Here is a 25,005-nt window from a genome sequence, read left to right on the forward strand (position 1 = left end):
AGTTTCTGTTCTTGTCCGGTGTCAGTTGCTGCTGTCGAGCTCGCCAAGCAGGTCCATCATTTCCTCGATACGAACCAGGCGCTGCCGCGCCGGCTTGCCGCCAATTTCATTGGCCTGCGTGCAGATGAAATTGATCAGGCTGATTACCGAAGCGTAGCTGTCGAAAAGCGAGGTGCCCCGTACATGACAGGCCAATGTCCAGGTCGCATATTTGGTGGTTGATACCGCGCGTCGATCGGTGAGGTAGGCGATCGGCACGTTCTGCCTTTGCAAGAGCGCCATGGTTTCTCCCAGCGCCCGTGCGCGACGGCGCAGGCCGATCGCAAAGACAAGATCGTCTTCTCCCAGATCCGACATATCTTCCATGAGCATCTGGCCAGCGCTTGGAAGAACGGAAACCTGCGGCCGGGTGTTGATCATCAGGCGCCGGGCATAGGCGGCGAAAAAATGACTGTTGCGGAAACCAAGGCAGACGATCCGCTTGGCTGATACGATTTTTTCAGCCACGGCGAGCGCCGTTTCCTCATCGATATTGGCAAGGGTTTGGCGCATGCAGTCGATATCCTGCTCGAAATGGGCCGCGAGCAGGCCGGTCTTCTCAGCCTCGTCCTTCTTTCGACCCGAGGTCAGGAAAATCGGGTCGCCGGTCGACTGGGCGTGGCGGATTTCCTTCTGCATGTCGCGAAAATCATTGTAGCCCAGACGTTTGACGAAGCGCGTCACCGCCGCCTTCGACGATCCCGCCAGCTCCGCAAGCTCGGTCGCGGAACAGACAATCACGTCACCCGGATATTCCAGCACCCGGTCTGCCAGCACCCGTTCGCTGCCCGGCATGCTTTCATAGGCGGCCTTGATCCTGCGTTCAAAAGCGCGCGGGTGGAGCGGGTTCATTTCATTGTCTGACATATCTGGCTCATGCTTCTGGGTTGCTGCCCGCATTAAAACATTTTTTTTAAAGCGTTGACAAACTAAAATTTACGTATCAGCCTTATCGAGTGTGGCGGCGCACAATCAAGCTTGCATTCAAAAATAAACGTGGAACAGCTCGAACAGGAGACAGAAGATGTCTGGCAGCAAGACACTGGCCATGGCCGGTATATTATTACTCGGAATTGCAGCGCCCGCCGCCGCAAAGGATATTGTCTGGGCGCGTGATGGCGATATCGATTCCCTTGATCCGCACCGCGCAACTTCAACCCTTTCCCGCCAGGTCTGGTATCAGATCTACGACTCGCTCCTTGAGTTCAACGACAAGGGCGAGCCCGTTCCCAACCTTGCCACCAGCTGGGATGTGACCGATGACGGCAAGGATGTCACCTTCCACCTGGCCGATAACATCGTCTGTCATGATGGCACGCCGTTTAATGCTGACGACGTCTTATGGACGGTCAACCGTGCACTCGGCGATGAAAACCCCAGCCTGACCAAGGCCAGCTGGGGCCCGATCACCTCTGTCGATAAAATCGATGACCTGACAGTGAGCTTCAAGTTCTCCGAACCCTTCGGCGCCTTCATCCCCTTCATGGCTGATCAGTTCACTTCGATGCTGTGTGACAGCAATGCCGATAGCGACGGTTTCGGCGTTTCCTCCGCAATCGGAACAGGACCATGGAAATTCGAAAGCTGGACCAAGGGTTCGGAGATCGTTCTCGACAAGAACCCCGATTATATCAATCGTGGCCGCCCGGTCGACAATCCCGGCGCTCCCCTCGCGGACCGGCTGGTGATCCGCACCATTCCCGAAGCGCAGACCCGCGTTGCCGGCCTTCGCACCGGCGAGCTGAACGTGATTGCGCCGCCGATCCAGGAGGTGAAGGCGCTGCAGGATGATGACGAGGTCGATGTGCATGTCGCCACCGGTACTGGCCAGAACATGTTCATCCAGTTTGCGGTCAACCGTCCGCCCTTCAATGATGTGCGCGCCCGTCAGGCCGTCTCCTACGCCATCAACAAGGACATGGCGATCCAGGTCGTTTACGGCGATCTCGTCGAACGCCAGCATTGCCCGATCTCGCGCGGTGTCTTCGGCAATGATCCCGAATTCTGCAAGCAGTATGAGCAGCCTTACGATCCGGGCAAGGCCAAGGAACTTCTGGCAGAGCTTGGCTACGGCCCCGACAATCCGATGGAGGTAACGCTTGCCACATGGACCGGTGACAGCCGCGAACGCATGTTGCAGATGCTGCAGAACCAGCTCGCCCAGGTCAATATCAAGGCCAATATCGAGGTGATGGATATCGGCACGCTCAATGCCCGCGACACGCAGGAGAACGAAAAGACCGAAGGTCCCGGTTACATGGATCTGATGGGCTGGACCTGGTTTGACCCGGACCTTCTCTACCTGCTGTGGCATTCGCCGGGCGCCTATCACGGCTTCCACACGCCCGAGCTTGATGCGCTTCTGGAGAAAATGCGTTCGACCGTCGATCCCGAAGCCCGCGCCGATGTTGTCCATCAGGCCTTCAAGATCCTGCTGGAACAGGCAGGTCAGGTGCCGATCTACACGCCGGGCTGGTCATGGCTCTATGCTGTTTCAGCCAGCACCCCCGGCTTCAAGATCGGGCCTTTCAACCGGGCTGAATTTGCCGCCATGCAGCCCTGATTGAAGCGCGGACGGGGGCCACCCCGTCCGCACCCTGTCATATTACCGGAGAACCGTCATGAGCCGCTACCTGCTCCAGCGATGCCTCGCCGCGCTGCTGACGATCTGGGTCACGACCATCGCTGTCTCGATGCTGATCCATCTGGTGCCGGGGGATCCGGTGCAGATCATGTATGCGCAGTCGCAGGGCACCACGCCCGAACAGCTGGAAGCGGTCCGCCAGCGCCTGGGCCTCAGCGATCCTCTGATCGTTCAGTATTTCCATTACATGGTGCGCGTCTTTCATGGTGACCTCGGCTATACGATCCGCGGTGAACAGCCCGTTCTGCCACTGCTGCTGGAACGCCTGCCCAACACGCTGGCACTGACAGGCGCCGCCCTTCTGATTGCCTGCACGATTGGCCTGACCTTCGGCTTCATCGCCGCCTACAAGCGCGGCAGCTGGCTCGATACGACGCTGATGACCTCTGCCATTCTCGGCGTTTCCATGCCGCATTTCTGGCTCGGCCTGATCCTGCTGTTCTTCTTCGCCGTGCGCCTTCAGTGGTTTCCGGTTGCCGGAAACGGTTTTGAAAACCTCATTCTTCCAGCTTTGACGCTCGGCATCACCAACGCCGCCATCATTGCGCGTTTGACCCGTTCCTCGATGATCGATGTCTTTGATCAGGAGTTCATCCGCACCGCCCGCGCCAAGGGGCTGCCGAAGGCCATGGTGCTCTACGGCCATGCATTGCGGGCCGGGCTGGTGCCGATCGTGACCATGATCGGCCTGCAGTTTACCTACATGATGGGCGGGGCGATCGTGGTCGAAAATGTCTTCGGCTGGAACGGGGTCGGCCGCATGGCCATTCAGGCCATCTTTCAGCGCGACTACCCACTGATTCAGGGTTTTATCCTGATGTTTGCCTGTGTCGTGGTGCTGGTCTCGCTGATCATGGATGTGATTTATGCGTGGCTCGATCCACGTATCCGCTACTGAAGGAGACCGCGATGAACAAACGCATGAAGAAAGCTCTCGCCGTGGCCTCGGCAGCTGGTGCCTATAGCACTGCGATCCCCGATCCGCCGTCCCCGCTCGTGCTCTTCCTCTCCAACCTTCTCGCCGTCCTCAGGGCGGCAACGGCCAACAGAGGGGCAAAGGTTGGTCTGTTTCTGGTGCTCGCCCTTATCCTTGTGGCAATCTTCGCCCCGTGGATCGCGCCCTATCCGGCCGACCAGATGGGCGCCGGCATGGGCCTGATGCCGCCCAATGCCGATTACTGGTTCGGCACGGACGAGTTCGGCCGCGACATGTTCAGCCGGGTTGTCTATGGCGCACGGCTGACCATTCAGGTCGGGCTGATCGCGGTCGGCATTTCACTGACGCTCGGCACGCTGACAGGGCTTGTCGCCGGCTATGCAGGCGGCTGGACAGAACGGGTTCTGATGCGGCTCGTCGATGTCGTCTTCTCCTTCACCGAAACGCTGATCGCACTCGCCGCCGTTGCCGTATTGGGGCCGAGCCTCACCAATGCCATGATCGCCGTCGGTATTGCGGCCATTCCGTTTTACGCCCGCGTTGCCTATTCGGTGACACTGGTGGAGCGTAACCGCGCCTATTTCGATGCCGCCTATGTGGCCGGCGCCGGACATTTGCGGCTCATATTCCGCCATCTTCTGCCCAACATCATTCCGCCGTTGATCGTGGTGGCAACGCTCGGTGTTTCCTCAGCTGTGCTGGCGGCAGCGGGCTTGAGCTTTCTCGGCCTCGGCGCACAGCCGCCATCGCCGGAATGGGGGGCGATGCTTTCGGCAGGGCGTGATTATTTCAATCAGGCACCGTGGATCATGATCTTCCCCGGTGTTGCGATCATGGTCGTGGTTCTGGCTTTCAACCTGCTTGGCGACGGTGTGCGCGAAGCGCTCGATCCGAGGCAGAAATGATGCGGGAGAGCGATATGGCAGTTATGCAAGATAAAGTGGCCCATGCACGTCAGATCGAAACCGTACTCGCCGTTGAAAACCTGCAGACCGAGTTCAAGACCAAGGCGGGCACTGCGCGCGCGGTCGATGGGGTTTCATTCGAGCTGAAAGCCGGAGAAATACTCGCCATCGTCGGCGAAAGCGGGTCGGGCAAGAGCGTAACATCGCTGTCGATCATGGGGCTAATTCCGAGCCCGCCGGGCCGGATTGCCGGAGGTCGTGTCCTCTTTGACGGCAAGGACCTCACCACGTTATCCGACAGGCAGTTGCAGGATCTGCGCGGTGCAGATCTCTCGATGATCTTTCAGGAGCCGATGACCTCACTCAATCCGGTGCTCAGCATCGGCCGTCAGATGACGGAGGGCATCAAGCAGCATCTCGGCATGAATTCGTCTCAAGCGCGCGAACATGCCATCAGTATGATGAAACGCGTCAGTATCCCGGCGCCGGAACAGAGGTTGAAGGAATTTCCGCACCAGTTTTCCGGCGGCATGCTGCAGCGCATCATGATCGCCATTGCCATGTCCTGTAATCCGAAGGTTCTGATCGCCGATGAACCGACGACCGCGCTCGACGTCACCATTCAGGCGCAGATTCTCGATCTGATGAAGGAACTGCGTGACAATACCGGCACGGCTATCGTGCTGATCACCCATGATATGGGCGTGGTCGCGGAAATGGCGGACCGGGTAATCGTCATGTATGCCGGTCAGAAGATCGAAGAGGCGCGCGTCGAAGACCTCTTCCGTCGGCAGCGCCATCCCTATACGATCGGCCTTTTGGGCGCACTTCCAAAGCTTGGCGAGGCCGGCGAGGTGGGGGATACCGAGTTGCAGGAAATACCGGGCGTGGTGCCGCCACTGACAGACCTGCCGCCTGGCTGTCGCTTTTCCGACCGCTGCCATTTCGCCACTGCCAAATGCCGGGCCGAGATGCCGGTCTTCGAAGCCAAGGCACCGGATCATTTCGCCGCCTGCTGGCATTCAGATGCGCTGGAGACCCAACCATGAGCATGCAATCCGTACTCACCGTCGATAGTCTGGCCAAACGCTTTCCGGTGCGCGGCAAGGGGTTTGTCAATGCGGTCAACGGCGTTTCCTTCGATATCGCGCCGGGCGAAACGCTTGGTCTCGTTGGCGAAAGCGGCTGCGGCAAATCCACTGTCGGCAAGATGATCATGAAGCTGCATGAGCCCTCCGAAGGCGCGATCATGGTCCATGGCAAGAATATCGCCGGTCTTTCGCGCAGGCTGATGAAGCCGGTGCGCCGGCAGGTCCAGACGATCTTTCAGGATCCCTATGGGTCGCTCAACCCGCGTATGACGGCTGGGGCAATTGTCGGCGAGCCGCTGAAAATCCACGGGCTCGCTTCCGGCCGGGCGCTGACCATGAAGGTTGCCGAAACTTTCGAGAAAGTCGGGCTGCGCCCCGATCAGATGACCCGGTTCGCCCACGAATTCTCCGGCGGCCAGCGTCAGCGCCTTTCCATCGCCAGGGCCTTGATTGTCGAACCGGAAGTGATTGTTGCCGATGAACCTGTTTCCGCGCTTGATGTCTCGATTCAGGCATCGGTGATCAATCTTCTGATTTCGCTGCAGAAGGAAATGGGCCTGTCGCTGTTGTTCATCTCGCACGATATGAGCGTGGTCGAGCATATCAGCCACCGGGTTGCGGTGATGTATCTCGGGCGGATCGTCGAAATCGGCCCACGCAAGACCTTGTTCGCCAGCCCGCAACATCCCTATACGCAGGCGCTTCTCTCGGCCGTACCCGTTGCCGATCCCTCCGCCCGAAAACGCGAGCGGATCGTGCTCAATGGCGACGTGCCAAGCCCGGTGAACCCACCGTCAGGCTGTCACTTCCATACGCGCTGCCCCATTGCCGAGGATATTTGCCGCCAGAAGGTCCCGCCGTTGAAGCGCGTTGCAACCGGCCAGAAGGTCGCCTGCCATTTGCGCGAGGGTGTCGAAGCCGGAAAGATCGGTGCGGCATGACTATCGGCATTGGCGCAATGGGCCCGCAAGCGGGGCTGGCGGTCTTTCGGGCATTGCGGGCGGCTGAACGGGTCGGAACCGGTTCGATCGGCGGGTTTGCGGTCTTCGCCGCGATCACTGCTGACGGCCGGTTGCTGCGGGCCGAAACCCAGCGCGGCGGCACGTCGACGCTTTTTACCGAAGGCGAGAAGACAGGCCCATTGCCGTCGACCGAAATCGCCGACGCGCCATGCGCCGCCGTCATCTCAAGCGGTCCGGACCGTCCTGCGCCGCTTATACAGTTTCTGGCAGCGGATGCGAAGGTTGGGCTTGTCACCGGCCACCGTCTGCCAAACGCCTTTTCTGTGTCCGGTCTGCCGCTCAATCAAGCCGTTCTTGCCGAGATGAACGCCGGCGCGACAGCGGCCGACGCGCTCAAAACTGTGCTTGATGAAAACGCTGACCGTGATGTCGGAATGATTGCGCTTGGGCCAGGCTGCGGCCTTGCTGCACGCAACAGCGCGTTTGTCAGCGAAAGGCCGGATCTGGGCTCCGCGCGACGCGTTCGCGGCGAGGCCTGCGTCGAGGTGCTGCACAATGCCATTGCGCCGCATGAAAGCCTTGCAGCGCTGGTCGCCGACATTGCGCTTGATGTCATAGCGCCGCTCAATACGCCGACAGGCGCCATAACCGTCAATGCCGGAACGCCGCTGGTCGCTTCCGATCAGCATCGCATCATTGTCGACGGCGACTGTGTTGTTCAGTGCATCGAAACGGATGCCCACTATCTGCTGTCGGGACGATGGAATTGTGCAGCGCTTTATCTGGGCGCGCCGATCATCATGGATGGTTGCATCATTGGCCATACCATCGCTGAGCCGAACGTCGTTGTCGAAGAAGGTGCGGTCGTGACTCTCAGCGGCAAGCAACAGTTCTCGATTCCGTTTTCGGCTCCGGCACGCGAAAAGAAATGACCTCAACCACGCTCAACCATCTCGAAAAACTGATCGGGTTTCCGTCCGTCTGTACCGCGGCAAACTACACGGATATTGCAGACTACATCATCGATCACCTGACAGGTATCGGCTTTTGCTGCCACAGGCTGTCAGACCCGTCTGGAACACGAGCGGGCGTCTTCGCGACCTCGCATCCGGAGAGCGCCGGCGGTGTGATGCTGTCGGCGCATCTCGACGTGGTACCGGTGGACGGCCAGCCGTGGCGCTTCGCCCCATTCGCGGTGACGGAGCGAGACGGGCGGCTTTACGGGCGTGGAAGCTGCGACATGAAAGGCTTTGCTGCCGCCGCGCTCGCGGCTGCCGACAAGGCTTCAGGAATGATTTTGCACCAACCGCTGAAGCTCGCCTTTTCCTATGATGAGGAGCTTGGTTGCATCGGTATCGCCAATATGATCGATGAGCTCGATGCGACCATCGGCAAACCTGCGATCTGCATTGTCGGTGAGCCCACCCGCATGCAGCCTGTCATCGGCCACAAGGGCAAGACCTCCTACCGTGTCACATTCAAGGGTATGGCCGGACATTCCGCCTCGGCCCCGAAATTCCTCAACGCGCTTCATCCGGCCGGCGATTTTCTGACGATCCTGCAGCAGGTTCAGGCCGATCTTGAGCAACACGGGGCGCAGGACGCCGCCTATGGTATTCCCTTTTCCACGGTGCACGCCGGACTGTTTTCCGGCGGCACGGCGCTCAACATTGTGCCCGACAAGGCGGTCATGGAATTCGAGATCCGGCATCTGGCCGGTGAAAAGCCGGAGGATATCCTTGCACGCATTGCAGCCGCGGCCGGCAAGCTTGAAGAGAAGTATCGCTCGCAATTCGGCCAGTGTTCGATTGTGATCACGAACACCAATGCTTATCCGGGCTTTGATGCGAAACCGGATGATCCCGCCGTTGAAATGGTCGCTGCCACAGGCGGGAAGGGAACTTGCGGCAAGGTCGATTTCGGCACGGAGGCCGGCTTCTTCCAGTCAGCGGGAATTGCGACCGTGGTTTGCGGACCGGGCGATATGGCGCAGGGGCATAAGGCGGACGAATTTGTGGAGCTCTCGCAGCTTGAAGCTTGCGACGCGATGCTTGCCGGGGTTCTGCAGAGGCTTGCTGCTGGGCATAGCTGAGCAATCTGCCGGTGCGCTCTCAGGCTTCTCCGTTTGACTTTTGCAGATGGATTTGGACGGGGTACAGCCAATTGCGGACGAGCGTTGAGGAACACGAAAGTCATCTTCTTGCCGCGCGATGCCAGCGTTCAGTTTGTTGCTAAGCTTCTTCGATGCGCTTGAAGTGATTGCTCCAACCATGAAGGCTGACAGAAGGTGCTTTGTCGAGATGTAGGTGGATTACGCGTCGGGCGTCTGGTTGCCGGAGTGGTGCGGAGCCGGTGAAGGCGGCAATGTGCAGTGCCAATCCCGCTTTCCAGCGTTGGTCCCCGTCGGCTCGCTTGATGCAGCGAAGACCGGCTTCCCGCCTATTGCGGGAATTTGCGGCGCACAGAATGAACGTCAGCTACATATCCCGTTCTGATGGGCTGCTTCAGGTCTTGATGGGATACGAACCTACGGCCACGAATTGGATCTGGATAAACCTCTGATTTTTTTATTTAATACGCGAGAGTGCGACGTGGAGTTATTATGGAACTCCAGCCGGTTTGCTAGCACAGAATTGCTTTAATCATCACGAATTTGGTACGCGAACGTATGACGCGATTCAAACCCCAGGGGAAATGCTGCTGACGTGCTATCGCAATTCAGCAAAAACGGTCAGAATGATAAGATGAGCGAATCGTTCGCTTAACCGACCTTAAACGCGGCAGGATCCACTAAGCTGGCGATCGCTTCGTTTGGTTTGTTTTCTATGTTGTTACGGATATGCACGAACCAACCATCCGGATCGTCGAGCTTCCCGTCAGCGGTGATACTGACGTCGCACTTACTGACAGATTGACCAACATTACCGCCGATCACGAATGCCTTTCGATGTGCTGAATCGATCTCTACAACGATGTCTGAGTGCGATGAGAACCAGCCTTTGGCAACGGCCTCATCGTATTTGAGATTTTTGTCATCACCGCGTGGGCGACCGATAAGGTCGCCGACCTGAAGCGGCACCTCGCCCAATCGATATCCGACGAGCGAGGCCTTAAGCTTGTTCTTCTGCCGGTTACGAATTGAGGCGACGATCCAGGCCGCATGCCCGGCGGCATAAGGAAATGCGGTTCCGGCGCCGGCCACCTGCATCGAATAAGAGATGAAGGCCGCCGACCACGGGAGATCAATCGTTCCGTCGAGCTTGCCCTTCTGCCTGGCATAGTTCTTGACGAGAGTATCATAATCCTTGGTTGGCATTGCCAGCCAAAAGTCGCCGACACGATCCGCGAATGGCTCCACGGTTTCCTTTCGACGGTTGGTTTGGCCGTTCGTAATACTTTCCAATGTGGTTTTGCCTGAGTGATCTATATATTTGTCGACGCGGCCGCGATCTTTGCCGAACCACTCCCATTGTTGGAGCGCTTTCGCAACAAGCTGATCTCGAAAAGCCATGGTAACCTCCTATTTTGCTAGATTAACTCAAAGCGTCAGTTCGCCCTGCCCAAGCCACTTTCCGTCGAAACGACCCTCATTCACGAGCTTTTTGATACAGTCGCGCACGGTCTTGCGTCGCCCTGCAAATTGGCTGTTTTGCGAGCCGATATGATAGAGCGCCTGCATCTGTCTGTTGAAATCGGCTTCTGAAAGCGCATTTCTGATTGCAGCATTGCCGCCGCGCCCCTGATGGAGGATATCGGAGACCCAAATTGCGAGTTCCGGCCTCTTGCCCACTAGTCCGAAAGTACTGGCCGCACGCTTTAGCTTACGCTTCATAATCTCAAGGGCAGTGGCTACCGACAAACTAACGGCCTCCGTGTCCGACATAAGCCAATGCATCAGCTTGGCTGTATTCAGGACCTCGATCTCACCGACCTTCTGCGTGTCAGGATTGAGGTAGGTCATGAAGCCGACGATCTGGTCCTCAACCCTACCGTTAGGACGGGTAACACTCGTAACCGTCTCAAGCGAGGTCAAATTGTCGTTTTTGCCCTTCAGATGAACCTTGTTCGATTTCAGCACGAGGTCCGGAAAATACTTGGCTGCACTCTCGAGGGTGAGGAGTTTCCGAAACAGAAGAATGAGGTTGTCATTCGGAGTATGTGCCGCAAGTTGATAAAAGCCAAACGTAAATCGTGCCCTGTCATACGTGTTGACGAGAAGATGGTGACCACCAGCACTTTCAGCTACGACGGTTGGCCATATGAAATGAGCCCACGAGCCAAATTTCAATTCTTGCTGAAATCTGTCATAATATAGATCTGGCAAGCCATTCAGAACTTTTGTCTGTGTAATTCCTCGGTGTTTTCCATCACCGCCGGAATATGGAACAGTGTAACCTACAAGAAATTTATTTCCTGTAGATAAATCTGTTGCAAACCAACTTGATCCTTTTTTTTGAGGATCTCCATCACATTCTACTTTTATATTCAACAATTAAAACTCCTTTTTGATTTGTTTATATGATTATATTACTTAAATTCCATTGAAGATCTTAGTAATTTCAGTGAATGGCGCGACACGGCCAATCGCCACAGCAGCAATTTGTTACAGTGAACTTGGCCAACCTCTCCTTTGCTCTCCCGAATAACGACAGATGGAAGAGCGAAGTCGCCAGCTGGCGTGGCGCCTTCTTCGCACGACATAACCGGTCAGCCAAAAAACGCCGCGTCGGGCGCCATAGATACATCCGCCCGCTTATGACTACGCGGGCGGAGATCGGCGGTGATGAAAAGAGGGGGTGCATATTGCAAAAGGCATGACCAGAACGACATCACCAACCGAACCGGCACCTTCAGTCGGTCGAAGCCCAAGCGGAAAGATGCAGTAGGAAATAGGCGACGCATCCAGATGGCACACCAGATTGGCCTCGGACCTGCCGACTTGCACAACGGCGGCTTGGACGCAACAAAGCCCGCAGACGCCTCGGCTTTCTGGTTGTGGAGTCGCAAAGGGGTATCAGGATTAAGCCCAATCACACTGCCCCCTGACGCGACAGCCGACATTGGCCAAGCAATCAAACCCGCCATCTTTCGGAGACAACACCTGGGCGCGCCAGCGGCGTCGATCGTCATGTAGTCGAATCTTAATCGATATGCGTCCTCCTCCCGCGTCAGCACCGCGCCTTTGAAGGTCAGAAAATGTTGAAATATCATGTTTAAATCCTCTCCTTGCGCTGATGGTAGCGAAGGGTCGTGTCCTCCGGCACTACCAAGTCGGCGGTTTGCTTTCTGGCACCCAATTTCTCCCCCGTCGGGGGGCAAGCCCCTGAGAACAATTCTAATCGCTGTGACCGCTAAGCACAGCCAGCTGCGGGCTGGCTCTCACAGCTCAGTCGCCCATCGCATCCTTTTTGGCCGCCCGCGACACGGCTTCATAAGGCATGCCGCCTATTGTCCCAGCGCCGAAAATTATAACTCCGAAGCGCAGCAACACTTCGGCCTGGAAAAAACCTGGAAACGCAGCACCGTCGTTATCGTCGATCGAGTGGGTGGCGAGCTGGAAGGCGAGCGCGTAGAGATCAAACTGGTTGTCGGTGAAGCTTCGCGGATTCCTGGCCACCATGCTGGCATATTTCAGCGCATTTTTGCGAGCCTCGGCGACATTGTAGAGCCTGCGGCCACCGTTATTCTGGCAAACGGCAAGCCATAAGGCGATATAGTCCATCATGGCCAAATCGGATGAAAAGCTCTCCCGGAATGCATGGGCATGCGGCTGCCACATGCCGTTCCTGCCACCAACATGCACCAACATATTCAGAAAGTAGGTGTCGGCGATACGCATCTGACTTGTTGTCGCCGTGGTGATACCCTGCGTTACAAGCCATTGGCGCGCATAGGAATAGGCAAGCGCATTGGTCCCGAGCATGATGCTTTTTTGAATATCAACCACGGATGGCAGCGCAAGCCATTCGGAGAGTCCGGCACGTACCGAGCGGCGGATTCCGCGCACTAGTGGATCGCCGGGCGCGGACCTGCGCCAGTCCGCAATCACCGCCGTACCATCGGAGAGCGACGCCAGCCCTTTTGCGACCCTATGAAGTGTTTCAATACCGGGCCGTACGGAAGACGGCGCTAGCGCTATATGCTCAGACGTCATGGCGCTCAAGAAAGGCGTGTAAAGCGTACCCCGGCCCGCATTCCATTGAAAATAGCCAAGCGAAAGCCCCTCAAGAGCGGAGACCTCTGCATAAGGATTACCGGCACCAGCTTCAAAGTTGCCAAGTACAGTCATGGCATAGTTCATAATCGCCTGCGGAACCGGCCTGGTATCCTCAGACCGCTTCGTCACATCTTCTACCGCTGGGGCATTGAGGGGCAAAAGCCCGCCAGACGGCGTGAACGCCGGACATGACAGCATGGGTGGTAATCTGCGTACAAGGGGAACCGAAGGTGTATGTGTCTGCGCGAAGGCAGGGCCTTGCGGTGATGATGTGCCTGTTTGAGGGTCGCCCAAAGCCGGACGTTTGGCGGCCGCTATGGTGTACATGGCAGGGCCCAGAACGACTTGGAATGGCGCAAACGAAGACTGTGCACCAACGCCAAAGGGATGCCGGCTCGCCGCACATTCAAAACCGATCCGGACCTTGTCGCCCGCCCTGACCCGGAACCGGTTGCCCGACTGGGGCACATCGTTTCGGCTGTAAGCAAGCCCACACGGACGTGGATCCTCAATGGCATTGCGCGCACCAAAGGTCCACGTGACGCTGGCCTTGAACAGGCCGGACTGAGTCATGGTGAGTGGCAATGTAGCCGCAATGATGGACTTGCCGCTGCGGCTATCCACGACAATCCGGTTGCCGCCCTCAGCCACGACTTGATCGATGTCAGCAAAGACAAACGGCTGCCACTGGTTGGCTGGGATTTGGTATTCCAAGCCTGCTTCCGCAGCCAATTCGGTGCAGGCCGCCAAGATAAAGGCAAGAGCAGGGCTTAAAAGGGCTATGCTGCCTGCAGCAGCTTTATACCTAAGCGCCGGCTTTTGAGGGAGCGGCATATTGGCGCTCGCGTGCCGGTGCGCGGCGCAATACCGCCCTGACCGCGCTCGCCAGTTCCTTCCGGCGCTCATGACGAACGCCCCAGGCAGAGATCGACATCATGTTTCAGATTTTCGACAGTGCGGCCGCCGATGCCACCCTCGTTCATCTCTTTAGTCACCGAAGTACCAGCCGCCCGTAAGGCCGCAACCAACGTCTCAAAACTGGGCGTGTCGCGAACTAGTGCCTCTGCCAGCGATATCTCGACCGCACTGATCGCGTCATTGAGCACCTGTCTGCCGGCCACCATATCCAAGGGTTCCGGCTGGGCGGCGGTTGCAATGCAATTGGCCTTTGAGGCGGCCAAGAGCAACGAAAGCTGGGCCTGCTTTGGCTGGAAATAGCCAAGATTGGCGTCGGCAAGTCCCGCCGCCAGCCCCGCCCCCTTTACCAGATTGAGGCTGGAGCCGAACAGCAGACCACCTGCCGCCGTACCTGCAGACGCGATGATGCTGACCGCGCCGAAATCTTGCCCCTGCGAAGCCCGCCGGGCCGCCCTGCGGTACTGATAGGAAAGCTGATTGGCATATTCGGCACGCGCCAGATATTCAAATCGCTCATTGTAGTAGCCAGCTCTGATAGATGGCGCTTCGTTCGTGCGCCGCGGGCATCCCTCGGAGAAATTGACCGCCTCATAAAGCTTCTCCCTGAAACAGGCAGCGTCATAGGCGGCAGCATCCTCAAAGCCACCGACTTGAGATAGCGTGCAGCCAGAGGAAATCAGCACGAGTATGAGCAAGGCAATTCTAAACACGTGAAACCCTCAATAAAGCCGAGGATATAATCCCATGATTTACGAAATTAAAAAGATGTATGCTTGCTTTTTGAATTAACGATACTTCAGCATAGAATGAAATTACTGACAACATCAAATTGCCATAGATTTTCCTTTTTTCATCAAACGCTTGTTTTCGTTCGATTTCAATTCTGCTTCACGCACTCCCTCCAAGCGACGGCCTTGCTTCGCACAGCTAGGCCCAGGACTTATTAATTTTGTTTGAGATGTGATTCATGGTCTTTGCTTAAGGAGACCGAGATGGGAAATTTGTTTCTGTTGAGCGAGCGCCAGATGGCCCGGATATCGCCTTGTTTCCCGTTAACGCATGGCGTTCCTCGGGTTGATGACCGCCGCGTGGTGCGTGACATCGTCTATGTGATCCGCAACGGGCTGCAGTGAAAAGATGCACCGAAGGTGCTATGACCCGCACAAGACGCTCTACAACCGCTTCATCCGCAGGAACCGGCTGGGCGTCTGAAAACTTCGATGCCTTCATCTCTTCCACTCCTTCTCCCAGCCAGGAAAAGACCGCGGAATACTCCAACATCAAACGATCCAGTTTTCAGGGGGCAGAGCACCGTCGGCGTGGCCCCAAAGGCGCAACCGAGCAATTCCAACTCGCCGCACCCGCCCAGAACCTCCGCAAACTGGCCAGATTGGCGCCCCGGCCAGCTCCCGCATGAGCGGAGCCAGCAATCCGATCCCTTTGGATGGCACCCAGAACGCTTCGAACGTCGACTTTTTCAACAACATCTCCGCACTGCCGACTTCGGGAACCTGAACTATGCTGCGTGGTGCCATGAAAGTCCGGTATGGAGAAGCTGCGTTGCGGCGATGGCCATCGCAGGGGCAGGATGCATTGCGGTGATCGGCTAATTTGAGCAACGACGCCGCCAACGTTTCCTTTGCGATCATCGCGGCGGCTCTTCGTTTTTGGCTTGGCCAACCGGCTCCATCCAGCGGACATAGGCTCCATCCTCGACCTGCTGAACCGAGATATAGCTGAAGTCGCTGCCTTCGGCCGCACCATGCCAGTGCCGGTTGCCGGGCGGGAACCACAGCGCGTCGCCCGGCGCCAGCGCGATCACCGTGCCGCCCTCACAGCACGCGCGCCCGGCCCCCGAGAGCGCCACCAGAAGCTGCCCGCGCGGATGGCTATGCCAATGGGTAACCGTCCCGTCCCGAAACCAGGCGCGCATCGCGGTCATCTCGCCCTCGGCCTCGCTCATCAGCAGCATCTGCGCCTGGTAGGGCGCCGTGGCGACCGGCGCTTCGACATGCTGGACGCCTTCGCCCGCCCGGAGCAGAACCACCTCCGCAGGCGTTTTCAGCGCACCGTTCACAGGTCGGTCCTCCCCAGCTCTTCAGGCGTCATCCGGCTCATCAGACGACCGTTGGCAAAGGACCAGTCCGCTGGCGTCATGTTGATGAATTGCACCATCACGTCCTCGGGCCGGATGCCGGGGGCCTCGGCCAGATTGGCGACAAGCCGTTCAAGGAAAGCGGCCGTCACATCTTCGGAGCGCCGCTTCCCGGTGGTGATCTGGAAATAGATATAGTCGTCCGAACGCGGTCCGCCGCCGTAATCGTGATCAAAGACCAGTTCTTCGGGCGCGTGCTGATGGATGGCGACGAAGCTGTCGTTCTCGGGCACTTCGAAGCATCCGGTCAAGGCGTGGTAGAGCGCGTGCCGAATGGCGACGAGATCTTCGGGGCTGCGACCGGTGCGCAGCGAAATGCGGGTAAAGGGCATGATTGGCTCCTCTTGGTTGACGAGGGCAACATAGGGGCGCATTTTCATCCCGAAAATCAGATTAATTAGGATTAATAATCCTATTTTTTGGGACAAATGATGCGTATACCGAATTTCGACATGGACGCGTTGCGCAGTTTCGCCGCCGGGCTGGAAAGCGGCAGCTTCGCGCAGGCCGCCGACCGGCTGGGGCGCTCGACCTCGGCGATCAGTGCCCAGTTGCACAAGCTCGAGGAGCAGGCAGGCACGGCACTGGTCATGAAGGCAGGCCGCGGCCTGCGCCCGACCGAAGCTGGAGAAATCCTGCTTGGATATGCCCGGCGTATCCTCGCCCTCAACGACGAGGCTGCGGCGGCGCTGCGCGGAGCCGACCTTGAGGGCTGGTTGCGTGTCGGACTGCAACAGGATTTCGGCGAGGCGGTACTGACAGAGGTGCTCGGCCGCTTTGCCCGCAGCCATCCCCGCGTGCGTATCGAGGGGCGCGTAGACCGCAACGCCGATCTGATCGAACGGGTGCGGGATGGACGGCTCGACCTCGCGCTTGCCTGGGATGATGGCAGCGCGCCGCCTCGGGCGGAACGGCGCGCCTCGGTCCCGCTGTGCTGGATCGGCTCGAACAACAATGCGCCAGTGGCGCCCTCGGCGGAGGCTCCGTTGCCGCTGGTGGCGCTTGAGGCCCCATGCGTTCTGCGCAGTCTGGGATGTGAAGCTCTTGACCGGGCGGGGATTGCCTGGCGCATGGCTTTCGTCTCGCCCAGTGTCGCGGGTCTTTGGGCAGCGACATCTGCCGGCCTCGGGGTTGCGCTTCGCACCCCAATCGGTTGCCCGGCCACCTGCCGATGCCTCGATCCCGGCACCCAAGGCCTGCCGGAATTGCCGAAACTCGATCTGCTCCTCCTTCACGGCAGCTCGACCGCAACGCCGGTCGTCACGCATATGGCGGAGATCCTGCGCGCGGCCGTGCAGGATGCCTGCAAAATGTGGTGATCAGATTCTGTCAGGCAGCCCGTCAAGATAGGGCAAACGACGCCAGCGCTTTGACATGGAGCGCCGTGGTGTCAAACACCGGGAAATCCGGCAGATCAGATTGCCCGATCAGCAAGAATATCTCGGTGCACCCGAGGACCACACCCTGCGCCCCCTGCGCGCGAAGCCCGTCTACGACCCGTAGATATTCCGCTTTCGAGTCCGGCCGCCGTGTCCCCCGGACCAGCTCGTCGAAGATGATCCGATCCACCACGCCCCTGTCCTCTTCCGGTGGGGTCAGGATCTCGATCCCGAACCTTTCGTCAAACCGGTGGCGCAGCGTTTCGGACTGCATGACGGGCAATGTTCCCAACAGACCCACGCGCCGAATCCCGGCCGCCTGAACGGCCTCAGCCGTCGGGTCCGATATATGAATAAAAGGCGTCTCCCGACCCGCCATGATCGGCTCCACGACACGATGCATGGTATTGGAAACGCAGCCGATGACATCAACCCCCGCCCGCTCAAGGAAGGTCACCTTTCCCTCAAGATAGCTCCGCGCCTCGTCCCAAAGGTCGTTGCGCACAAAATACTCGATATTACCGAAATTAACCGAGACGATAACGATCTCTGCATTGTCCCAGCCACCAAGCTTGGCATTCAATTGCTCGTTCAGCATGCGATAATATTCACCGGTGGCCTGATTGCTCATACCGCCGAGAATCCCGATAACCTTCTGCTTCAAGGGGCGTGTCACACCGTTCTGTTCCATGACCGTCAACTTTCTTCAGCTTTCCAGACATGGTACGTGTAACAGCCGGACGCCCGAAAGGATTGGACAATGCTGCGCCTTGGCAAAAGTCAGCGCAGAAAGGGCAGATCAAATGACACTGCGACGACGCGACCGAATAAGGCTTTGGCGCGATACCGGGCTGCCCGATGGCCTGGAATTGCTCACCGCCTCCTGCTTCGATCACAGCTACCCTGCCCATTTTCACGATGAATTCGTCGTTGCAGCCTTCAGCCGGGGCTCTCAACGTAATCGCATTCTTCGTCATGACGGTATCGCCGCGGCGGGAACCGTCATGATCATTCATCCGGGCGAAGTGCATACCGCAGAAGCCGCAACGCGCGAAGAGGGATGGGACTATTGCGCTTTCTATCCGTCCGCAAGATTACTGGACAGAATTGCCAGCGATGTTCTGGGCGGGCATGGACTGCTGGATTTTGGCAGCGAGGCCATGCACCATGATCCAAAAGTTACGCAGGACCTTTTGCGCGCGCACCGCATCATAACCGGAAGTCCTGATCGTCTTGAACGCGAATGTGCGGCCTATGCCGCCTTCGGCGGGATCATCGCGCGCTATGGAAGATGGTCGCACTCAGGAGGCCGCCGGACGGCTGCACGTGCAGACATACGCCGCTCTATGGACTACCTTCAAGCGCATTTCGCCGACGCGATTTCGATTGCGAATGTGGCGGCTGTGGCCGGACTCAGCGAATATCATTTCATGCATGTTTTTCGCACCTGCACAGGGCTTACGGTTCACCGCTACCTGACCCAGATCCGCCTGAACCGCGCCAAGGATCTACTGTCTCGCGGGACCGATGCCGCAGAAACGGCCCTGTCCGTAGGATTGTACGACCAAAGCCATCTGATCCGGCAGTTTCGCAAGTATTACGGGGTCACGCCCGGTACTTATGCCGCTGCCTGTCGTTAGACATGGCGACAACGCGCGCCCTCAGTCCTGAGACGTTCCGGCTTCCCGCCCTTGCAGGGTATAGCTCCGCCCCCAGTCCCGGAGCGTGACAAGCACCGTTCGAAGCGCGTAGCCCTTTTCCGTAAGGCAGTATTCCACATGCGGAGGCACGACCGGATATACCGTTCGGGTCAGAACGCCATCAGCCTCCAACTCGCGCAGTTGCTTTGTCAAGGTGCGCTGCGTAATCGACCCAACAGCCCGCCGGATCTCACTGAACCGCATCGCCCCGTCGAGAAGATGGAACAGGATGACCCCCTTCCACTTGCCGCCAATGACCTCAAGCGCGCTTTCCACAGCGCAGTTTCTCGAATGCGCGTAGCTCTCGAAGCGTTGAGCCCGTCCGGTATCCTGCCCCATCTCGGTATCCATATTGATACTATGTTCCAGATTCGTGTGTTCTTGCCTGAGGTATACTAAATTATTCATAAGGTCATTTATCCCGTTTCCACCCGATGAGAGGATGCTATGACGGACTTCGACCGCTCGCCGGACGGCCTTGTGTTCACGCCGGCCATTCAAGCCGCGCAAGCCAGATACGGCTCGCGCAGGCATTACGCCGAAGCCACTTGGCCAATTGATATCTCGCGCGAGCTTGAAACCTTTATCACCGCGCAACGAAGCTGTTTTCTGGCAAGTGCCAGCGCCGCCGGGCGCCCCTATATCCAGCACCGGGGTGGGCCTGCAGGGTTTCTCAAGGTTCTGGACAGCCGGACTCTTGGCATGGCCGATCTGGCGACCAGCCCGACTGAGCAGCCGCTCATCATCTCGGCCTAAGCAGCCGTCTATGCCCTGTTCCTGATCACCGGGGGACGGCTCGGAGATATTTTAGGCCGGGGCCGGATTTTCCTTGTCGGCCTGATCGGTTTTTCACTGGCCTCGGCGCTTTGCGGCTCTGCGGGACAGCCATCTACCTTCAGGGCGCATTTGAAGAGACCGCGCTGACGGCCGGGCTGACGTTTCTGCCATACGGTGTCGGCTTCTTGCTGGGGCCACTGTTATCGCCAGCCCTGGAACACCGCATCAGGACCTATCTGGCAGCGGTTGGAGTGGCCGCGGAGACGGTTGGATTCCTGATCTTCTCAGCGCTTGTTGCCCTCGGCCCCACCGGTCAGCCTCCATCCCCCTTTACTCTCTCGTTGTTCCTCTTCGTAATCGGTTTCGGACAGGGGATCGCCTTGCCGACACTGATGCGCATGGTGACATCACGGGTGGCGAAAGAGGTGTCGAGCATGGTCGCCGGGCTCGTCAACGCCACGCTCCAGATCCGCGCGGTAAAACCTAGAGCGATATTGAGCTTTGACCATTCGGCCCAGCGATCGATATTGCTGCGCTCAACCAGATCGTCTGGCCAAAACGCCGTGCCAAGAGCGTAGCGGATCGTCAGATAGCGCAGGATGGCCCCTGTCTCCCAAAGCGGTGGATCATTTTCATCCTGCAGGACGGGCATCGTCCTGTTGGGATTCAATGCGAAAAATTCGTCGGTGTCGGTGCCACCGTATTTATGGCCGACATCATGGCGCGTGTAAGAAAGCCCAAGTTCGCCGATGCACCACGTCAGCGCCTGCACATTGGATGATGTTTTTCGTCCCCATACTGTCAGCATGTCAAGTCGCTGGCCTTTCCCGTTTCACGTCAGATTTTCATTTTGCGATGCGTCACGCCGCTCTTGATCCGAACGCAAGCCGGGAGGCCAGTCCGACAAACACAGACGCCAAAAAGTAATTCGGAAGCCGGGCGTATTTCGCGGCAAACTTCATGTTGCGTCGCAGCCGTCCGGCAATGAGGATCACGCTTCCGTTCACGAAAAAACCGACTGTGTTCAAAATTGTAGCAAGAGCAAGCATCTGCAGCGTAAGCGCTCCGTTCTCGGGCTTTGTAAACTGGGGAAACAGCGCCAGAACGAAGAGCGCCATCTTGGGGTTCAGAAGATTCGTCAGGAACCCTGCCAAGAATATGCGTCCCATGGATATTTCCGAAGTCATGGCGGATGAGGTGCCGTTTGTGCGATCTGCGCGAAGTGTCTTGAACGCCAGATAGAGCAAATAGGCACAACCCGCCCAGCGAACCACTTCATAGGCTGCAGGGACGGTCTTGAGGAGCTGCGAAAGGCCCAATCCTGCGGCGAGAGAATGACAATAGGTTCCCGCCGCAATTCCAAAGAATGTCAAGAGGCCCGCCACACGCCCTTGGCTCACACTTCGCGATGCAATGAGCAACATGTCCGGTCCCGGCGTGGCCGTAAGCGCCAGAGCGGCTAGGGGGAATATTAAAAGGGAAGAAGACTCCAGCATTTTGCGCTCCTCAGATAGCATGCTGGAATTTCTGAATGTCATGTTTATGGAAGAACCACAAGCCCCCTTCCGATGAGTACATTTCAAATTTAAGGCGTCGGGAAATGGGGGCTACCGGCCAAGGTTGCCCCCCGTCGCGCCGACGCTCCTCGACATGCCCCATTTTAGCGTTACGCCAAGGCTCGCCATGAGGATGGTGGCAAAGCCAACGTATTGGGACGGGCTAAGATCATGCCCGTAGACCAGCGCATCGAAGAGCACCGCGCTGGCGGGGTAGACGAAGAGCAGAACCGCCGCAAGCGCGGTGGGAAGCTTTGGCAAACCACTGTAGAGCAGCGCATAGACCAGCCCCGTGTGCACGGCGCCGATCAGGGCAAACCAGCCCCATTGTCCGGGGCTGACCTGCATCGGCCTAAGCGGAGCCACGAAGCCCAGAAGAACGATGCCGCATAGGCACTGAATCAAGGCCAATTGCGGCCCCCGGATCCCCTTCATCCCCTTGGCCATGACCGTGACCAGCGCATAAAGCAGAGCGCCGCCAAGGGTGCAGCCAATGCCGATCAGCCAGGACCGGTTCGGAGCGAACTCGCCTCCGAGATATCCGGTCGCAAGCGCCAGCCCCGCCAAGGCCAGCGCGACCCAGCCAAACGTAGCGGCGTAGAGGCGTTCGCGAAACAGGAGCGCGGCCAGGATCACCACAAAGAACGGTTGCACATGAAAAACGACAGTGGCGACCGCAATGCCTGTCCGTTCGATCGCCATGAAGAACAGTATCCAGTTGCCGACCATGAACACCCCGCTGACCAGCGCAAGCATGACACCCCGGACCGGCAGGCGGATGAGACCGCCAAGGCTGCCTTGCATTGCCAGGTAGCTGCCCAGGGCAAGCGCCCCGATCAGGCATCGGTAGAAGGCGACCGACACCGGGCCGGCCCCGCTTTCCAGAACACAGACGCCCAGCGTGCCCAGCAAAAACTGAGCCGCGCATACGCTCAGAATGCCTTGGGTCTGTGTGTGCATGGTCTGTGTTCCCTTCGCTTGATGGCTTCAAAAAGGGTTAGCAGCGTTGACCATTTCATCAAGCAATGTAATCTGAAGTGATTATTCAGGATTTCCAAAAAATCATGCAGCTGGACCACGTTCTCCTTCGTACCTTCATCGCCTCGATCGAGGCGATGAGTTTCACCCGCGCCGCCGCCGCGATCCACAAATCTCCGGCCACGGTCTCGACGCAGATTGCCCGGCTGGAGGCCGAGATCGGCAAGCCTCTGTTCATCCGCGACACCCGCAACCTGTCGCTGACCCGCACCGGGGAGGAACTGGAAGCCTATGCCCGGCGCATACTGCGTCTGCATGACGAAGCGGTAGAGACTTTTCGCAGGCCCGAGATGGTCGGTCGGATCAGGATCGGGGCGCCAGAGGATTATATTTCCACCCTGCTCCCGCCAGTGCTGCGCCGCTTCGGACGGCTCTTTCCCCGAGTCGAGATCGAGATGACCTGTGCCCAATCCACTGCGCTCTTACCTGAGATCGCGACAGGCAAGCTCGATCTTGCGATCGTCACCCGCTCCCCCGGGGTCGGGGGGCAGTTGATCCGACGCGAAAAGATGGTGTGGATCTCGAGCCGCGAACGGATCGCGCTTGAGCGCCGCCCCCTGCCCGTCGCGCTTTTCGAACCGGGCAGCCAGGCGCGTTCAGCCGTGCTTGCGGCGCTTGCCCGCAGCAATATCCCGTTCCGCGCTGCCTACCAAAGTGTCAGTCAGCTGGCGCTTCTGACGTTGGTCGAAGCCGGGCTGGCAGTTGCCGCCGTCACCCGCATATCGGTGCCAAGCACGGTCACCCAGCTGGGCGCGGATGACGGCCTTCCCGAGGTGGCTCCACTGGACGTGGTGTTGGTGCGCGGATCCAGCTCGAACAATCCCGTCTGCAACGCCTTAGCCGATTCCGTCCTCGAAAGTTCCGCCACCATCTCAAGTCCGGTCGGATCTTTGCCAGTGTCCTGAAACGCGCGCGCAACCAGTGAGAGTATGTTTCGTCGAAATTTTTGGGCCTTTGGCCCCGTCGCCAGCTATTGCTGGACATGCGGCGTCGCGCCGCCATCGACATGCCAGTTTGCCCCGCTGACAAAGCTTGCGGCAGGGCTTGAAATGAACGCCGCCACGCGGGCGATTTCCTCTGGCCGGGCCAGCCGCCCAAGCGGGTTGCCCGCCACGGCGGCCTGATAGGCATCGGGTGCCGCCTGCTGTATGGAATCCCAGAATCCACCCTCGACGAAAGTATCGCCGGGAGAGACGACATTGACCCGAATACCTCTGGAAATCAGCTTTTCTGCAGCCGATTTCGCATAATGCACCATGGCGGCCTTAATCGCGCCGTAGGCCTCGAACCCCGGTGTGGCAATGCCACTTGCCTTGGATCCGATATAGGTGATTGCACCGCCGTCGCTGATCCGTTCCGAAACCTCGTCAATCAGGTGTACGGTGCTGCGCAGATCGGTCCCGATCGCCGCATCCCAATCGCCGGAAAGTGCACTGACATTGGCAACAGCAATGTCGAATTCCCCAACCCCATCAAGCCATTGCGCGACAGCCTGACAGTCGGTCGCGTCGAGCGATGTTCCTGACGTAATCCCTGCACCGGAAACGGATGAGCCCCGGATATTCGCGCACAGCGCATTGATCCGGTCGCGGTCACGCGCTTTCTTTCCATACTCATCAGACGTAACACTCCGCCTCTCTGCGGGTATGTCAGACTGTCGCTTCACCTTGCGCGGCAAAGACCGAAAGCGCAGTGTTCAAAGCATTGATCGACGCCGGAAGGCCGCCATAAAGGCTCATCTGCCAGATCACCTCGGCGATCTCCTGCCGGGTCAGTCCGGATCACTGCGCCGGCGACCTTCGGGACAGAGGCTCTGATGCCGGCGCTTGGCGCCTATCGGAAAATCGCCCCGGAGGTAGAAGTCGATATTACTTTGACGGATCGTAACGTCGATCTGGTCGAGGAAGGTTTTGACGTTGCCTTCCGCATCGGTTCAATGCGCGACAGCAGCATGATTGCAAGACGTCTGGCCCCGTACCGCATGGCGGTCTGCGCCGCGCCTGACTACCTCACCCGTGCAGGCACACCCGCACATCCACGCGAATTGGAACAACATGAGACGATTGCCTTCAGCCCTTCGGCGCGCGCGCCCTGGCGGTTTGTGCGACAGGGAGAAGAGGTCGATGTCACGCCGATCCGGATGATCACCGTAAATAGCGGCCAGGCCGTGCGCACAGCGGCGCAGGCCGGGCTTGGCGTGATCATGCAGCCGGAAATCCTCGTGCGGCGCGATATCGAAAACGGCGCTCTGATACGCCTCTTTCCCGACTGGCCCCTCAGGGAACGCCCTATGTGGCTGCTGTACTACCGTGACCGGAAAATGACGCCACGGCTGCGCAGCTTTATTACCTTCGCAACATCGGCATTTGCCGCACCGGAAAGCCTTTCCTAAAACGGATCGCGCGCCGCAGATCACAGTCGGAATGCCCCTATTTGGGGTCGGAACAAGATTTGCAGAAAAACGATGGGATGGAAGGCTCCCGCTCCCCCGGTGCTAGAATGGCATCGATATTTAGCAAATCTTGTTCCGACGCCAATCAGCATTGATCGGTTAAGGCGACGCCACCGTGCGGACAGATCCTTGAAACCCTCAAGGGGGTGTTGTCATGTCTGGATGGCGCCCGTTTGGCAAGGTGATTTTGTCTGATGTTTAGCTTTGCGGGTCGGGTGCAGTCATGTCTCCGGCC

The 25,005-nt window shown here is 58.3% G+C and carries 24 protein-coding genes and 2 pseudogenes; 13 read left to right on the forward strand and 13 right to left on the reverse strand.

The genetic code is table 11. From position 1 onward, the window contains the following. Positions 1 to 21: 21 nt before the first annotated feature. Positions 22 to 906 carry a MurR/RpiR family transcriptional regulator gene (locus FJU08_RS20695; RefSeq protein ID WP_181409965.1) on the reverse strand — a complete coding sequence of 295 codons (885 nt, stop codon included), beginning with the start codon at positions 904 to 906 and terminating at the stop codon, positions 22 to 24. A 157-nt stretch (positions 907 to 1,063) separates the two neighbouring features. Here FJU08_RS20695 and FJU08_RS20700 point away from each other — a divergent pair, with 157 nt between their 5' ends. The 7 genes from FJU08_RS20700 to argE are packed head-to-tail and all read left to right on the forward strand — an operon-like array spanning position 1,064 to position 8,670. Continuing rightward, positions 1,064 to 2,602, forward strand: a complete 1,539-nt coding sequence (locus FJU08_RS20700) for an ABC transporter substrate-binding protein (RefSeq protein ID WP_210245285.1) — start codon at positions 1,064 to 1,066, stop codon at positions 2,600 to 2,602. Between the two features lie 58 nt (positions 2,603 to 2,660). Beyond that, on the forward strand, positions 2,661 to 3,581 hold the full coding sequence (locus tag FJU08_RS20705) for an ABC transporter permease (protein WP_141150956.1): 921 nt from the start codon (positions 2,661 to 2,663) through the stop codon (positions 3,579 to 3,581). A gap of 11 nt (positions 3,582 to 3,592) precedes the next feature. Beyond that, positions 3,593 to 4,525, forward strand: coding sequence for a nickel transporter permease (gene nikC, locus FJU08_RS20710; RefSeq protein ID WP_235890889.1), 933 nt, complete (start codon positions 3,593 to 3,595; stop codon positions 4,523 to 4,525). Positions 4,526 to 4,539: 14 nt separating this feature from the next. Then, entirely contained in the window at positions 4,540 to 5,574 is a 1,035-nt protein-coding gene (locus FJU08_RS20715; RefSeq protein ID WP_235890890.1) for an ABC transporter ATP-binding protein, read from the forward strand. After that, on the forward strand, positions 5,571 to 6,557 hold the full coding sequence (locus FJU08_RS20720; protein WP_141150957.1) for an ABC transporter ATP-binding protein: 987 nt from the start codon (positions 5,571 to 5,573) through the stop codon (positions 6,555 to 6,557). The genes FJU08_RS20715 and FJU08_RS20720 overlap by 4 nt, the downstream gene beginning before the upstream one ends. Then, positions 6,554 to 7,510: a DUF6963 family protein gene (locus FJU08_RS20725; RefSeq protein WP_141150958.1), complete on the forward strand. Its 957-nt coding sequence runs from the start codon at positions 6,554 to 6,556 to the stop codon at positions 7,508 to 7,510. Before FJU08_RS20720 ends, FJU08_RS20725 begins: the two co-directional genes overlap by 4 nt. Continuing rightward, positions 7,507 to 8,670 (forward strand): acetylornithine deacetylase, encoded by a 1,164-nt coding sequence (argE, locus tag FJU08_RS20730; RefSeq protein ID WP_141150959.1) that lies wholly within the window; start codon positions 7,507 to 7,509, stop codon positions 8,668 to 8,670. Before FJU08_RS20725 ends, argE begins: the two co-directional genes overlap by 4 nt. 669 nt (positions 8,671 to 9,339) lie before the next feature. On the opposite strand, the gene FJU08_RS20735 is transcribed toward argE, so the two are convergent. The 4 genes from FJU08_RS20735 to FJU08_RS20750 all read right to left on the reverse strand — a co-directional run bounded on the left by FJU08_RS20735 (position 9,340) and on the right by FJU08_RS20750 (position 14,408). Further along, entirely contained in the window at positions 9,340 to 10,089 is a 750-nt protein-coding gene (locus FJU08_RS20735; RefSeq protein ID WP_141150960.1) for a DUF2272 domain-containing protein, read from the reverse strand. A gap of 27 nt (positions 10,090 to 10,116) precedes the next feature. Further along, positions 10,117 to 11,070: a hypothetical protein gene (locus FJU08_RS20740; RefSeq protein ID WP_141150961.1), complete on the reverse strand. Its 954-nt coding sequence runs from the start codon at positions 11,068 to 11,070 to the stop codon at positions 10,117 to 10,119. Positions 11,071 to 11,964: 894 nt separating this feature from the next. Next, positions 11,965 to 13,701: a hypothetical protein gene (locus FJU08_RS20745; protein ID WP_141150962.1), complete on the reverse strand. Its 1,737-nt coding sequence runs from the start codon at positions 13,699 to 13,701 to the stop codon at positions 11,965 to 11,967. Beyond that, positions 13,698 to 14,408, reverse strand: a complete 711-nt coding sequence (locus tag FJU08_RS20750) for a hypothetical protein (RefSeq protein ID WP_141150963.1) — start codon at positions 14,406 to 14,408, stop codon at positions 13,698 to 13,700. Before FJU08_RS20750 ends, FJU08_RS20745 begins: the two co-directional genes overlap by 4 nt. A 297-nt stretch (positions 14,409 to 14,705) precedes the next feature. Between FJU08_RS20750 and FJU08_RS23095 the strand changes: the two are divergent. Then, positions 14,706 to 14,922 (forward strand): annotated as a pseudogene (locus FJU08_RS23095) (transposase); the annotation flags it as partial. A gap of 436 nt (positions 14,923 to 15,358) precedes the next feature. Here the strand turns inward: FJU08_RS23095 and FJU08_RS20760 are convergent. Continuing rightward, entirely contained in the window at positions 15,359 to 15,790 is a 432-nt protein-coding gene (locus FJU08_RS20760) for a cupin domain-containing protein (protein ID WP_235890892.1), read from the reverse strand. After that, on the reverse strand, positions 15,787 to 16,200 hold the full coding sequence (locus FJU08_RS20765; protein ID WP_141150964.1) for a tautomerase family protein: 414 nt from the start codon (positions 16,198 to 16,200) through the stop codon (positions 15,787 to 15,789). Before FJU08_RS20765 ends, FJU08_RS20760 begins: the two co-directional genes overlap by 4 nt. A 99-nt stretch (positions 16,201 to 16,299) precedes the next feature. On the opposite strand from FJU08_RS20765, the gene FJU08_RS20770 reads away from it, so the two are divergent. Further along, a complete protein-coding gene (locus tag FJU08_RS20770; RefSeq protein ID WP_141150965.1) occupies positions 16,300 to 17,187 on the forward strand; it encodes a LysR substrate-binding domain-containing protein in 888 nt (295 codons plus the stop codon). A 22-nt stretch (positions 17,188 to 17,209) separates the two neighbouring features. Here FJU08_RS20770 and FJU08_RS20775 read toward each other — a convergent pair whose 3' ends face one another. Beyond that, positions 17,210 to 17,938, reverse strand: a complete 729-nt coding sequence (locus tag FJU08_RS20775) for an aspartate/glutamate racemase family protein (protein ID WP_141150966.1) — start codon at positions 17,936 to 17,938, stop codon at positions 17,210 to 17,212. Positions 17,939 to 18,017: 79 nt separating this feature from the next. On the opposite strand from FJU08_RS20775, the gene FJU08_RS20780 reads away from it, so the two are divergent. After that, positions 18,018 to 18,887 (forward strand): helix-turn-helix transcriptional regulator, encoded by an 870-nt coding sequence (locus FJU08_RS20780; RefSeq protein ID WP_210245287.1) that lies wholly within the window; start codon positions 18,018 to 18,020, stop codon positions 18,885 to 18,887. A gap of 21 nt (positions 18,888 to 18,908) precedes the next feature. Here the strand turns inward: FJU08_RS20780 and FJU08_RS20785 are convergent, their stop codons facing one another. After that, positions 18,909 to 19,286 carry a winged helix-turn-helix transcriptional regulator gene (locus FJU08_RS20785; protein ID WP_210245289.1) on the reverse strand — a complete coding sequence of 126 codons (378 nt, stop codon included), beginning with the start codon at positions 19,284 to 19,286 and terminating at the stop codon, positions 18,909 to 18,911. A 108-nt stretch (positions 19,287 to 19,394) separates the two neighbouring features. On the opposite strand from FJU08_RS20785, the gene FJU08_RS20790 reads away from it, so the two are divergent. Beyond that, positions 19,395 to 19,703, forward strand: a complete 309-nt coding sequence (locus tag FJU08_RS20790; protein WP_141150967.1) for a pyridoxamine 5'-phosphate oxidase family protein — start codon at positions 19,395 to 19,397, stop codon at positions 19,701 to 19,703. A gap of 334 nt (positions 19,704 to 20,037) precedes the next feature. Here the strand turns inward: FJU08_RS20790 and FJU08_RS20795 are convergent, their stop codons facing one another. The 3 genes from FJU08_RS20795 to FJU08_RS20805 form a co-directional block, all read right to left on the reverse strand. Further along, positions 20,038 to 20,532, reverse strand: coding sequence for a glutathione S-transferase N-terminal domain-containing protein (locus tag FJU08_RS20795; RefSeq protein ID WP_141150968.1), 495 nt, complete (start codon positions 20,530 to 20,532; stop codon positions 20,038 to 20,040). Between the two features lie 52 nt (positions 20,533 to 20,584). Next, positions 20,585 to 21,220 carry a LysE family translocator gene (locus tag FJU08_RS20800; RefSeq protein WP_141150969.1) on the reverse strand — a complete coding sequence of 212 codons (636 nt, stop codon included), beginning with the start codon at positions 21,218 to 21,220 and terminating at the stop codon, positions 20,585 to 20,587. Between the two features lie 111 nt (positions 21,221 to 21,331). Continuing rightward, positions 21,332 to 22,240, reverse strand: a complete 909-nt coding sequence (locus FJU08_RS20805) for a DMT family transporter (RefSeq protein ID WP_141150970.1) — start codon at positions 22,238 to 22,240, stop codon at positions 21,332 to 21,334. A gap of 77 nt (positions 22,241 to 22,317) precedes the next feature. Here FJU08_RS20805 and FJU08_RS20810 point away from each other — a divergent pair, with 77 nt between their 5' ends. Continuing rightward, positions 22,318 to 23,223, forward strand: a complete 906-nt coding sequence (locus FJU08_RS20810) for a LysR substrate-binding domain-containing protein (RefSeq protein ID WP_235890895.1) — start codon at positions 22,318 to 22,320, stop codon at positions 23,221 to 23,223. A 65-nt stretch (positions 23,224 to 23,288) separates the two neighbouring features. Here the strand turns inward: FJU08_RS20810 and FJU08_RS20815 are convergent, their stop codons facing one another. Continuing rightward, positions 23,289 to 23,984 (reverse strand): SDR family NAD(P)-dependent oxidoreductase, encoded by a 696-nt coding sequence (locus tag FJU08_RS20815; RefSeq protein ID WP_181409966.1) that lies wholly within the window; start codon positions 23,982 to 23,984, stop codon positions 23,289 to 23,291. 102 nt (positions 23,985 to 24,086) lie between these two features. On the opposite strand from FJU08_RS20815, the pseudogene FJU08_RS20825 reads away from it, so the two are divergent. After that, positions 24,087 to 24,710 (forward strand): annotated as a pseudogene (locus FJU08_RS20825) (LysR substrate-binding domain-containing protein); the annotation flags it as partial. Positions 24,711 to 25,005: the final 295 nt, after the last annotated feature.

It is taken from the genome of Martelella alba (assembly GCF_006516955.1).
In the GTDB taxonomy this organism is placed as follows: domain Bacteria; phylum Pseudomonadota; class Alphaproteobacteria; order Rhizobiales; family Rhizobiaceae; genus Martelella; species Martelella alba.